This window comes from Bacteroides sp. (assembly GCF_030151085.1).
Classification (GTDB): Bacteria; Bacteroidota; Bacteroidia; order Bacteroidales; family Bacteroidaceae; genus Bacteroides.
In genome coordinates, this window is record NZ_JASLER010000091.1 from 91,916 (window position 1) to 105,104 (window position 13,189).

The 13,189-nt window shown below is 42.9% G+C and carries 10 protein-coding genes; 9 read left to right on the plus strand and 1 reads right to left on the minus strand.

Translation table 11 applies throughout. From position 1 onward, the window contains the following. Positions 1–14 precede the first annotated feature (14 nt). The 8 genes from Q1W14_RS19310 (at position 15) to Q1W14_RS19345 (ending at position 11,360) form a co-directional block, all read left to right on the plus strand. A complete protein-coding gene (locus Q1W14_RS19310; protein WP_300704312.1) occupies positions 15–608 on the plus strand; it encodes an AraC family transcriptional regulator in 594 nt (197 codons plus the stop codon). Between the two features lie 113 nt (positions 609–721). Next, entirely contained in the window at positions 722–3,175 is a 2,454-nt protein-coding gene (locus Q1W14_RS19315; RefSeq protein WP_300704313.1) for a heavy metal translocating P-type ATPase, read from the plus strand. Positions 3,176–3,335: 160 nt separating this feature from the next. Then, positions 3,336–4,046 (plus strand): UMP kinase, encoded by a 711-nt coding sequence (gene pyrH / locus Q1W14_RS19320; RefSeq protein ID WP_300704314.1) that lies wholly within the window; start codon positions 3,336–3,338, stop codon positions 4,044–4,046. Between the two features lie 94 nt (positions 4,047–4,140). Then, on the plus strand, positions 4,141–4,701 hold the full coding sequence (gene frr / locus Q1W14_RS19325) for a ribosome recycling factor (protein WP_300704315.1): 561 nt from the start codon (positions 4,141–4,143) through the stop codon (positions 4,699–4,701). A gap of 110 nt (positions 4,702–4,811) precedes the next feature. Then, on the plus strand, positions 4,812–5,744 hold the full coding sequence (rsgA, locus tag Q1W14_RS19330) for a ribosome small subunit-dependent GTPase A (protein ID WP_300704316.1): 933 nt from the start codon (positions 4,812–4,814) through the stop codon (positions 5,742–5,744). A gap of 99 nt (positions 5,745–5,843) precedes the next feature. Then, positions 5,844–6,926, plus strand: coding sequence for an efflux RND transporter periplasmic adaptor subunit (locus Q1W14_RS19335; RefSeq protein WP_300704317.1), 1,083 nt, complete (start codon positions 5,844–5,846; stop codon positions 6,924–6,926). Between the two features lie 82 nt (positions 6,927–7,008). Beyond that, positions 7,009–10,041 carry an efflux RND transporter permease subunit gene (locus Q1W14_RS19340; RefSeq protein ID WP_300704318.1) on the plus strand — a complete coding sequence of 1,011 codons (3,033 nt, stop codon included), beginning with the start codon at positions 7,009–7,011 and terminating at the stop codon, positions 10,039–10,041. Further along, the gene (locus Q1W14_RS19345) at positions 10,038–11,360 is read left to right on the plus strand and encodes a TolC family protein (RefSeq protein WP_300704319.1); all 1,323 of its coding nucleotides are present in this window, start codon (positions 10,038–10,040) and stop codon (positions 11,358–11,360) included. The genes Q1W14_RS19340 and Q1W14_RS19345 overlap by 4 nt, the downstream gene beginning before the upstream one ends. Before the next feature lie 49 nt (positions 11,361–11,409). Here the strand turns inward: Q1W14_RS19345 and Q1W14_RS19350 are convergent, their stop codons facing one another. Next, a complete protein-coding gene (locus Q1W14_RS19350; protein ID WP_300704320.1) occupies positions 11,410–12,552 on the minus strand; it encodes a helix-turn-helix domain-containing protein in 1,143 nt (380 codons plus the stop codon). A gap of 260 nt (positions 12,553–12,812) precedes the next feature. On the opposite strand from Q1W14_RS19350, the gene Q1W14_RS19355 reads away from it, so the two are divergent. Continuing rightward, the coding region (locus tag Q1W14_RS19355) for an ATP-binding protein (protein ID WP_300704321.1) at positions 12,813–13,189 on the plus strand (377 nt) is incomplete at its 3' end.

A 13,189-nucleotide genomic window follows, 5' to 3' on the forward strand; every position in this document is an offset into this window, starting at 1 on the left:
ATATTTGCATCATCATGACCGATACAAATATGATTTCTAATCAAGAGAATGCTTTGCACATCAAAAATATGGTATGCAACCGTTGCATCATGGTAGTCAGAAACCAACTCGAACAGTTGGGACTACAGCCTGTCTCAGTAGAATTAGGTATTGCCGTACTACCTGATAAAGTAACAGACGAGGTTTATCATGCCGTAAAAGAGGCACTCGAACCTTTCGGCTTCGAACTGATAGATGACAAAAAGTCTCAAGTGATAGAGCAAATAAAAGACGCCATCATCGAGTTGGTACACTACAGCGACAACGACCTGAAAGTGAATCTTTCCGATTATCTCACTTCCAAACTTAATCGGGATTATAGTTCCATAAGCAAACTCTTCTCGGAAATCACCAATACCACCATTGAGAAGTACCTCATCGCCCAAAAGATAGAACGTGCCAAAGAACTGCTGGTCTACGGTGAACTATCCTTAAACGAGATTGCCGACAAACTGAATTATTCCAGTGCCGCCTACCTCAGTGCACAATTCAAAAGTGTGACCGGTCTTACTCCCAGTTATTTCAAGAAGATCAAAGAGAACAAACGAAAGCCACTCGACGAAGTATAAAACTATAATACAGACAGTCTTCTGCCAAAATCCTATAAATCAAATCCAGAATTCCATAACTCCGAACAACTTCTTTTGCCGTATCTTTGTTCTCAGAAAAAATAAAAAGCATTATGGCAAACAAGAATACCGTCCAAGAGACGTTTCCCGTATTAGGCATGAGTTGTGCTTCATGTGCCGCACGGATAGATAAAACATTAAACCACCAGCCCGGAGTCAGCAAAGCGGCTGTCAACTACGCTTCGGCAATGGCAACCGTGGAATATGACCGTTCGCAATGCAGCCCCGAAGCCCTGCAACAAGCTGTTCAGTCAGCCGGATATGACTTGTTGATTCAGCAAGACAAAGATATCCTTGAGGAAGCGGAACAAGCACACGATAAGAAGTATCGCGCACTAAAATTCCGTACCACATGGGCTATCATCCTGTCCGTGCCAATTGTCGTCATCGGCATGTTCTTTATGAACATGCCTTACGCCAACCTTATCATGTGGATACTTTCCACTCCTATCGTTTTTTGGTTGGGCAGAAGCTTCTTTGTCAGCGCCTGGAAACAGTTGAAACATGGCAGCGCCAATATGGACACGCTGGTGGCCAACAGTACCGGCATTGCCTATCTGTTCAGTCTATTCAATATGTTTTTCCCCGACTTTTGGCTGTCAAGAGGTATTCATCCTCATGTTTACTTTGAAGCAGCAAGCGTCATTATCGCTTTCATCCTGCTGGGACGCCTTCTGGAAGAGAAAGCCAAAGGAAATACCTCCTCTGCCATCAAGAAACTGATGGGGCTGCAACCCAAGACGGTGAATATCATCACTTCAACGGGAGAGCAAAAGGAAATTCCCATCGAGCAGATTCGTCCCGGAGATACGATTCTGGTAAAACCCGGCGAACGTATCGCCGTAGATGGCTTCGTGACTGAAGGATCATCGTACGTGGACGAAAGCATGTTAAGTGGTGAACCGGTAGCGGTAGCCAAACATAAGGACACCAAAGTATTTGCCGGAACGATCAATCAGAAAGGCAGTTTCCGTTTCCGGGCGGAGAAAGTAGGCACTGACACGTTGCTGGCAAAAATCATCCACATGGTACAAGATGCACAAGGTAGTAAAGCTCCTGTGCAACAATTGGTTGATAAAATTGCAGGGATTTTCGTCCCTGTGATTATCGGCATTGCCGTACTCTCTTTCGTAGCATGGATGTTGCTCGACGGAGAAAACGGTTTCACCCACGGTCTGCTGGCTTTGGTGACGGTACTTATCATCGCTTGTCCGTGTGCCCTGGGATTGGCAACTCCGACAGCCATCATGGTAGGTATCGGGAAGGGTGCCGAAAGAGGCATATTGATTAAAGATGCAGAAAGTCTTGAAATAGCCAAGAAGATAGACACGGTGGTACTTGACAAGACCGGAACCGTGACCGAAGGTAAGCCGGTAGTCAGCGAACTGATTTGGAATAACGGGGCAGACAGTACACAAAGCATCTTCTACAGTTTAGAGAAACTCTCCGAGCATCCGCTTGCCGAAGCTATTGTCGGCTATCTCAAAGGTACATGGTTCACGGAGATTGAAGATTTCGACAGTATCACCGGAAAAGGTGTGAAAGGCCGGGCACAGGGTAAACTCTATTATGCTGGCAACCGTAAGCTACTGGAGGAAAAAGGGATTACCGTCAGCCAATCGTTGGCAGACGAAGCCGCCCGATTGACGGCAGAAGCCCAAACCGTTATTTGGTTCTCCGATGAAGAAAACGCTCTGGCAATAGCAGGCATAACCGACCGGATTAAAGAGACTTCCATCGTAGCAGTCAAAGAATTGCGCAACGCCGGCATCGATGTATATATGCTGACCGGAGACAATGAAGCCACCGCCAAAGAGATCTCCCGCAAGGTAGGAATTCCGCATTATAAAGCAGGAGTCTTGCCGCAAGACAAAGCGGCGTTTATCAGCCAACTGCAAAAGGAAGGTAAAAAGGTGGCAATGGTAGGCGACGGCATTAACGACAGCGCAGCCCTTGCTCAAGCCGATCTTAGCATTGCTATGGGAGGCGGTAGTGACATTGCTATGGACGTTGCCAAGATGACCATTATCTCTTCCGACCTGACAAAGATACCAGAGGCCCTCAAACTGTCCAAACTGACCGTACGCACCATTCGGCAGAATTTATTCTGGGCATTTATCTACAACCTAATAGGTATACCCATTGCGGCCGGTGTGCTCTATCCTATCAATGGTTTTCTGCTGAATCCGATGATAGCAGGTGCAGCCATGGCTTTCAGCAGTGTCAGTGTAGTGAGCAACAGCCTGCGATTAAAAAGGAAAAAGATTCAAGAAGTTAAACCAATAACAGAAAAAATCATGAAGAAAGAATTTAAAGTAGAAGGCATGACCTGCAATCATTGCCGCATGCATGTAGAGAAAGCATTAAACAGCATAGATGGCGTAAAAGCCACTGTAACCCTCAATCCACCAGTAGCTACAGTAGAGTTCTCCGGAGAAGAAAAGCCGCTGAAAGAATTACAGGAGGTAGTTACTGAAAATGCAGGAGAGTATACGCTTAAAGAATAATCGAAGATAAATTGTCTTTTAAAGGGTTTCACCATTTGTCTGAGCAGAGCTGCATATTGACGAATTCCGGCAAACAAAAACTTTTCAAGTAAGCTTGATGTTTTTATGTCCGGTTTGCACTATCTTTGTCGCAAAGAGAATTTATAACACCTTATATAATATGGCAACATACAAACGAATATTATTAAAGCTCAGCGGCGAGAGCCTGATGGGAGAAAAGCAATACGGCATTGACGAGAAGCGTCTTGCCGAATATGCAGCACAAATTAAGGAAATCCATGAATTAGGAGTACAAATCGGTATTGTGATTGGCGGTGGAAACATCTTCCGCGGACTCAGCGGAGCCAACAAAGGCTTCGACCGCGTGAAAGGCGACCAAATGGGCATGCTGGCTACGGTTATCAACAGCCTTGCACTTAGTTCGGCACTGGTAGCTACCGGTGTGAAAGCACGTGTGCTGACTGCTGTACGCATGGAGCCCATCGGCGAATTCTACAACAAATGGAAAGCCATCGAGTGCATGGAAGCAGGTGAAGTAGTCATCATGTCGGCCGGAACAGGCAATCCGTTCTTCACCACCGATACAGGTTCCAGTCTTCGCGGCATTGAAATTGAAGCGGACGTTATGCTGAAAGGCACCCGTGTAGACGGCATCTACACCGCAGATCCGGAGAAAGATCCTACCGCAACGAAGTTCCACGAAATCACCTACGATGAAGTGTTGAAACGTGGACTGAAAGTGATGGATCTCACCGCCACCTGCATGTGCAAGGAAAATAACCTCCCTATCGTCGTGTTTGACATGGATACAGTAGGTAACTTGAAAAAAGTAATGCAAGGCGAAGAAATCGGTACATTGGTACATAACTGATTCAAGAAAGATAGGCCCGTTATTGCAGAAAATCAAAAAATACGTTACTTTTGTTCTTAATTCAACAAATAAAGAAATTCCAAAACCCAGAAATATGAAAGACGTAAAAGACATCTTAGACGAAGCGCAAGAGAAAATGGATATGGCAATCATGTATCTTGAAGAAGCATTGGTGCATATTCGTGCCGGTAAAGCCGATACTCGCCTTTTGGACGGTATTCGTGTGGACTCTTACGGCAGTATGGTTCCCATCAATAATGTAGCCGCTGTTAATACTCCAGATGCCCGTAGCATTGTTATCAAGCCATGGGATAAAGGTATGTTCCGCCCCATTGAGAAAGCGATTATTGACTCTTCACTCGGTATCATGCCCGAAAACAATGGTGAAATGATACGTATCGGTATTCCGCCGTTGACAGAAGAACGCCGTAAACAACTTGCTAAGCAGTGTAAATCCGAAGGCGAAACCGCTAAAGTAAGTGTACGTAATGCACGCCGTGACGCCATCGATGCCTTGAAGAAATCTGTAAAAGACGGCTTGGCTGAAGATGCCCAAAAGGGTGGTGAAGAAAAATTGCAGAAAATCCATGATAAATACATCAAGCAAATTGATGACATGCTGGCTGCAAAGGATAAAGAAATCATGACCGTATAAACTTAGTTGAAAGTTGAAAGTTGAAAGTTGAAAGTTAGGCTGCGCTATCATGCTGCAAAGTAACTCACAACTCTTAACTTTCAACTTTCAACTCTCAACTTTCAAATGACTTGAGGGGACTGGTAATAAAGAATACAGGTAGTTGGTATTTGGTAAAAACCGACGAAGGAAAAGAAGTCGAATGTAAAATCAAAGGGAACTTCCGTCTGAAGGGCATCCGAAGCACCAATCCGGTAGCTGTAGGTGACCGTGTACAAATTATAATGAATCAGGAAGGCACTGCTTTCATTAGTGAAATTGAAGACCGCAAAAATTATATCATTCGACGAGCCTCCAACTTATCCAAACAATCGCACATCCTTGCCGCAAACCTCGACCAATGCATATTAGTAGTAACGGTGAACTTCCCTGAAACCTCTACTACATTTATTGATCGTTTTCTTGCTTCAGCCGAAGCATATCGCATTCCCGTAAAACTAGTTTTTAATAAAGTAGATGCCTACAGTGAAGATGAGTTACACTATTTGGATGGACTTATCAACCTTTATACCACTATCGGTTACCCTTGCTTCAAGGTTTCCGCCTTAAAGGAAGAGGGAATCGACACCATCAAAGAAGAATTAAAAGGAAAAGTAACCCTCTTTTCCGGACATTCCGGTGTAGGCAAATCCACTCTAATCAATGCCATAATACCGGAACTTAACGTTAAGACTGCTGAAATATCCGCTTATCATAATAAAGGTATGCATACTACTACTTTCTCTGAAATGTTTCCGGTGCCGGGAGATGGATATATCATAGATACTCCCGGAATTAAAGGATTCGGAACGTTTGACATGGAAGAAGAGGAAGTAGGCCATTATTTCCCCGAGATATTTAAATTTTCCGCTGATTGCCGTTATGGTAACTGTACTCACCGCCATGAACCGGGTTGTGCTGTACGCAAAGCTGTAGAAGAACATTATATCAGTGAATCCCGCTATACTTCCTACCTGAGTATGCTGAATGATAAAGAAGAAGGTAAATACAGGGCAGCCTATTAAATGACACCTTATTACCTTTTTTAACCTTTCCTTATTTAAACCTTTCTATTAGCCTTTTGTCAAAACTTAAGGCTAAATTTATACTACTAAAACTACGATATGAATAAAAAGGTAAAATGGGGCATTATCATCGTTATTGGTGCCGGAATTATTGGAGGAGGGATTTATTCTCAACTCCCCAAAGAAAATAAAGAATTAACGGCCGCCGACAAGGTTATGACCGAACAACGTGGTGGAAAAAAAATACTGAATGTAAACGCCAAAATAATAAAACCGCAACTGTTGAAAGACGAAATCCAAATCAGTGGTAGCTTACTACCCGATGAAGAAGTGGATCTTTCATTCGAGACTTCCGGTAAAATCGTTGAAATCAATTTTGAAGAAGGTAGCTTCGTCAAGAAAGGACAACTATTGGCTAAAGTAAACGACCGCCCCTTGCAAGCACAACTTCAGCGGTTAGTATCACAGTTAAAATTAGCCGAAGACCGTGTATTCCGTCAGAATGCTTTGCTGGAAAGGGATGCGGTCAGCAAAGAGGCTTACGAGCAAGTAAAGACCGACCTTGCAACCTTGAATGCCGATATCGATTTGGTGAAAGCCAATATCCTGCAAACAGAAATGCGTGCTCCTTTCGATGGCGTCATTGGTCTGCGTCAAGTCAGTGCCGGAACTTACGCTACTCCCTCCACTATTGTTGCCAAATTGACTAAAATATCTCCTTTGAAAGTAGAGTTCTCAGTCCCCGAACGCTACGCCGGTGATGTGAAAATTGGTGCCGGACTGGACTTCGCCCTCGAAGGCAAATTAGATGCCCTTCACGCCAAAGTCTACGCACGCGAATCAAAAATAGACCCTACTACTCATACTCTGACCATTCGCGCACTCTACCCTAACACAAATAGTAGTGTATTGCCCGGACGTTATGCCAGCATAAAATTGAATAAAGACGAAATAGAAAATGCCATTGCAGTTCCGTCAGAAGCTATCGTACCGGAAATGGGCAAAGATAAAATATTCCTCTACCGATCAGGAAAAGCTGAACCTGTAGAAATCACTACCGGTATTCGTACCGAGTCCGAAGTACAAGTAGTACAAGGATTAAATGTAGGAGATACTATTATCACTTCCGGAACCCTCCAACTCCGCACTGGATTACCGGTTACATTAGACGCAATTAATTAATAATTATGAGATATGAATTAGCAGTGCTATCATGCCGCACGGCAATTCATAATTCATAATTCATAATTCATAATTTTCCAACATGAATATATCCGAATTAAGCATACGCCGCCCGGTACTCTCCACCGTATTGACACTGATTATCCTACTCTTTGGCTTCATTGGGTACAACTATCTCGGTGTTCGCGAATATCCGTCGGTGGATAACCCGATCATTTCAGTATCTTGTTCCTACCCGGGTGCCAATGCTGATGTAATCGAAAATCAAATCACGGAACCACTGGAACAAAACATCAACGGTATTCCAGGCATTCGCTCGCTTTCCAGTGTCAGCCAGCAAGGACAAAGCCGCATTACGGTGGAGTTTGAACTTTCTGTCGATTTGGAAACAGCTGCCAATGACGTACGCGACAAAGTATCACGTGCCCAGCGTTTTCTACCTCGCGATTGTGACCCTCCAACCGTTTCTAAAGCAGATGCGGATGCTACTCCCATTCTCATGGTTGCCCTTCAAAGCGACAAGCGTTCTCTGCTGGAATTAAGTGAAATAGCTGACCTCACCGTAAAGGAGCAACTCCAAACCATTTCCGATGTAAGTAGTGTAAGTATATGGGGAGAAAAGCGTTACTCCATGCGCCTATGGTTAGATCCTATCCGAATGTCGGGCTACGGCATTACGCCCATGGACGTAAAAACTGCCATAGATAATGAAAACATCGAACTTCCTTCGGGCAGTATAGAAGGAAACACTACCGAACTTACCATCCGTACATTAGGTTTAATGCATACAGCAGAAGAGTTTAACAACTTGATTCTGAAAGAAGATGGTAACCGTATTGTCCGTTTCAGCGACATCGGGCGTGCAGAGTTAGGTCCGGCTGATATCAAAAGTTACATGAAGATGGACGGAGTACCGATGGTAGGTATTGTAGTTACGCCTCAGCCGGGTGCCAATCATATAGAAATAGCCGATGCCGTGTACGAACGTATGGAAAAGATGCAAAAAGACCTCCCCGAAGACGTACACTACGACTATGGTTTCGATAATACCAAATTTATCCGTGCTTCTATCAGCGAAGTGAAGCAAACCGTATACGAAGCATTTATACTGGTAATTATCATCATTTTCCTCTTTCTACGCGATTGGCGTGTCACGCTGGTGCCTTGTATCGTAATTCCCGTATCACTGATCGGAGCTTTCTTTGTAATGTATCTCGCAGGATTTTCCATCAATGTGCTTTCTATGCTTGCCGTAGTATTGGCGGTAGGACTTGTGGTGGACGATGCCATCGTTATGACCGAAAACATCTATGTTCGCATAGAAAAAGGAATGCCACCGAAGGAAGCCGGTATCGAAGGAGCCAAAGAGATTTTCTTTGCGGTCATCTCTACAACCATTACGTTAGTGGCAGTATTCTTCCCGATTGTATTTATGGAAGGTACTACGGGACGTCTATTCCGGGAATTCAGTCTGGTAGTTTCCGGTTCTGTGATTATCTCTTCCTTTGCCGCATTGACTTTTACACCGATGCTTGCAACGAAACTTCTGATTAAAAGAGAAAAGCAGAGTTGGTTTTACCGGAAGACAGAACCGTTCTTTAACGGAATGAACCGTTTATACAGTCAGTCATTGGCTGCTTTCCTCAAACGCCGCTGGATTGCACTGCCTTTTACACTTGCAACCATCGGTATAATCGGCATCCTTTGGACAACTATCCCTGCCGAAATGGCGCCATTGGAAGACCGTTCTCAAATTAGTATTAACACGATGGGTGCCGAAGGTGTGACTTATGAATTCATGCGTGATTATACCGAAGACATCAACCAACTGGTCGACTCCATCGTTCCGGATGCCAAAGCGATAACAGCCCGTGTTTCCAGTGGCAATGGCAACGTGCGTATCACTTTAAAAGACATGAATGAACGTGACTATACGCAGATGGAAGTTGCCGAAAAACTATCAAAAGCCGTACAGAAGAAAACAAAAGCTCGTTCCTTCGTGCAACAATCATCCTCCTTTGGTGGGCGTAGAGGCGGAATGCCTGTACAGTATGTGTTGCAGGCTACCAATATCGAAAAGTTACAAGAAGTACTGCCTAAATTTATAACAAAAGTCTACGAAAACCCAGTCTTCCAAATGGCAGACATTGACTTGAAATTTAGTAAGCCCGAAGCACGTATCAACATCAACCGTGACAAGGCAAGTATTATGGGAGTCAGCACGAAAAATATAGCCCAAACTCTGCAATACGGATTAAGCGGTCAACGTATGGGCTACTTTTACATGAACGGAAAGCAGTATGAAATATTGGGAGAAATCAATCGCCAGCAACGTAATAAGCCAGCTGACCTAAAGGGTATCTATATCCGTAGCAGTAAAGGAGATATGGTTCAGTTAGATAACCTCATCGAACTAACCAATGGTATTGCTCCTCCCAAACTCTACCGTTATAATCGTTTTGTCTCTGCTACTATATCCGCCGGACTTGCTGAAGGCAAAACAATCGGACAAGGTTTGGAAGAAATGGATAAGATCGCTAAAGAAACGCTAGACGATACTTTCCGAACTGCCCTTACAGGAGATTCTAAAGAGTATCGCGAAAGCTCTTCCAGCCTGATGTTTGCTTTTGTATTGGCAATCGTATTGATATACCTGATTCTTGCCGCTCAATTCGAAAGCTTCAAAGACCCGCTGATTATCATGTTGACAGTCCCCCTTGCCATTGCAGGAGCATTGATATTCATGTATTTCACAAATATAACGATGAATATCTTTAGCCAGATCGGTATTATTATGTTGATTGGTTTGGTCGCAAAAAATGGTATTCTTATTGTGGAATTTGCCAACCAGAAGCAGGAAGTGGGCGAAGACAAAATAAGTGCTATTAAAGATGCTGCATTACAGCGCTTACGCCCTATTTTAATGACGAGCGCTTCAACCATATTGGGTTTGATACCCTTAGCATTCGCAACCGGTGAAGGAAGCAATCAACGCATCGCCATGGGTACGGCAGTAGTGGGTGGCATGTTAGTATCAACTTTGCTAACAATGTATATCGTTCCTGCAATTTACAGTTATATATCTACGAATCGAAGTAATTTAAAGAAAGTATGAAACGGACGCTCTTAATCTTCATAACCGCTATTAGTACAACGCTATCCCTCCATGCGCAGCATGCTACCTATACCCTAAAATCATGCTTGGAGCAAGGATTGTTGAACAACTACTCTCTCCGTATTACCCGCAACGAGGAGCAGGTCAGCAAGAATAACGCCACGCTGGGTAATGCCGGATACCTGCCTACCCTCGACCTATCCGCAGGGTACAAAGGTACATTGGACAACACTGAATCCAAACTTCGCTCAACCGGTGAAACCACTAAAGATAGCGGTATATTCGACCAAACCCTGAATGCCGGTTTGAACTTGAACTGGACCATCTTCGACGGTTTCAATATCACCGCCAATTATCAGAAACTAAAAGAATTGGAACGACAAGGCGAAACAAACACCCGTATCGCCATCGAAGATTTGATTGCCAATATTACAGCAGAATACTACAATTATGTGCAACAGAAAATACGCCTGAAGAACTTCCGCTATGCCGTATCTTTATCTAAAGAACGACTACGAATCGTAGAAGAACGTTATCACATCGGCAACTTCTCACGTTTGGATTATCAACAAGCCAAAGTCGATTTTAATGCGGATAGCGCACAATATATGAAACAGCAGGAACTTTTGCACACATCGCGCATCCAATTAAATGAACTGATGGCCAACAAAGACGTGGATCAATCATTTATAATCCGCGACAGTATCATTTTCATAAATAATATTATGAACTTCGAAGAGCTATGGAGTGCTACCTTGCAAATAAACTCTTCCTTATTAAAGGCAGAACAGAACAATACTCTTGCCCGGCTGGATTATAAGAAAGTATGCTCACGCGACTATCCCTACTTAAAAATGAACGGTGGATATGGCTATACGCTCAACAAATACGATATCTCTGCCAACAGCCGTCGCAGCAATCTGGGGCTGAATGTAGGGGTGACAGTCGGTTTTAACTTGTTTGACGGGAATCGTCGTCGCGAACGTCGCAATGCAAGCATCGCCATTCAAAATGCCCGACTAGAACGTGAACAAGTAGAACAATCCTTACGAGCCGATCTTAGTAACCTATGGCAAGCTTACCAGAACAATCTGCAAATGTTGAATCTGGAACGGCAGAATCTTGTCGCCGCCAAAGAGAACCATGAGATTGCCATGGAACGCTATATGCTCGGAAACCTCTCCGGCATCGAGATGCGTGAAGCACAGAAAAGTCTTCTTGATGCCGAAGAGCGCATACTCTCAGCAGAATATGACACTAAACTTTGCGAAATATCCCTACTGCAAATTAGTGGAAAGGTAACTGCCTACCTGAATTGATATAGTAACTAAAATCAAAGATGAGAGAATAAGAAGATAGGCACTGACCTCATTTCCTTATTCTCTCAATAAATTCACTTGGTGACATATTTTCAAGACTTGCAAAATACCTGTAAAAGCTTGAGCGCGAAGTAAAACCACTCATAAACATCAGCTCCTTAACAGTCAGTTCTTTCCTTAATACAGCTTGTTCCTTGAAATACTGCAAGCGTTTGAAACTGATATAATCACGAAAACCGGAAAAACCATTATAACGTAACACTTTACTAAGCCGGTGTTCATTCGTTTGCATATCTCCTAATAAATCCTGCATAGAATATTGGGAGTTTACAAAAGGAGTACATTCCGTCATGAACGACTGCAAGCGATCACTCAATTCCAGAATCAAAGGTGATACTTCAATCTCTTTTATCGTATTTATCTCTTGCTGATTCATATTTTCAATCGGTAACGGAGGCAAAGACAATGGATTATCATTCCGGATATAGAGTATATTCAGGTATATGGTAGGTGTTATCACAAAGTATCCGAAAAAGTTGAAACTTAAACCACTTGTGCCTAACATTAACCAAATATATCCCGACATAATCAGCGCAAAACACCCCATATAGATATACATCCCCCTACTCTGTCTACGACGAAACGGAATCCATTTACCTAAAAAAGGAAGTAAGAAATTAATAGAAGGAGTTAATACACTCACTATAAACAATACCAACCTCACAATTACATCCGTATTCCCGATATTCTGCCAGATAGCAGCAAATGACCCTAGCATGGTATAATGGCCATTAAAAAACTGATAACAGCAACTGATGCAAACAATCAATAAGACAGGAATAAGCATATTAAGAATTCGCGATGAAATCATCCATCCGGGCTTTAAGGAAGCAATAGGAAATAAAGAAAACAGCTGGAAAAAGATTACAGTTCGCACTATGTGCCAAATAGAAAGATGATCCATAGGTACATCAACAAAAAGAGGAACACGTTCAACTCCCTGACTAAAAAGCCACATCCATTCCAGATTATCACATAATAGGAGAAGAGATAGAGCGACTGCCAACATTCCCCAAGCCCGCCGAATGCTGCTTTCGAAAGAACGTTTCAATACTACAATACCTGTGACAAATCCAACAATATCTAGTAATAATTCTATAAATAAAGCTACCACACTAGTCATCTTCAACATCGTATTTTATCCGACAGCAAAGATAGGAAAAGTAATCAATCAACAAGATCTTATGCAAGTTTTTTATTAGAATATACACCTCCAAAAATAGTACATTGTCGTTCCAAAAGCCCATAAATACGTCCCATTTGGGGAAGTACCACCAAAATGGGACATATTTTAGAGGTAAACATCTAACAATTAATTAGGGGAATAGAGATATTTGTGAAACATTTATTAATCTCCCCAATTGCTCCTGCACAATACATAACATTAAGAATATGGAAAAAGAAATTATTATTAACAACCAGTTAAATGAAGTAACCCGTATTTCACAATTTATCGAAGACTTAGGAACCTCATTAGACCTACCCTCTAAACTCACAATGGGCATAGCACTTGCCATTGAAGAGGTAGTCACTAATATCATTCAACACACTCAAACAGACAACAAACCAAGTCAAATTTTTCTTCAAGCAGTTATTGAACCGGGTGTACTAGCTTTTACAATCACAGATGAAGGTGCTCCCCTTGACCCGAATCGTACTGTTGTTTCTCCTTCCAAAACATCAATGGAACAGCAAATCATCCAAGAAATCGGGCATCTTCTTATTCATCGTATCATGGACGAGGTATCCTATCATTCGGATGCCAAGCA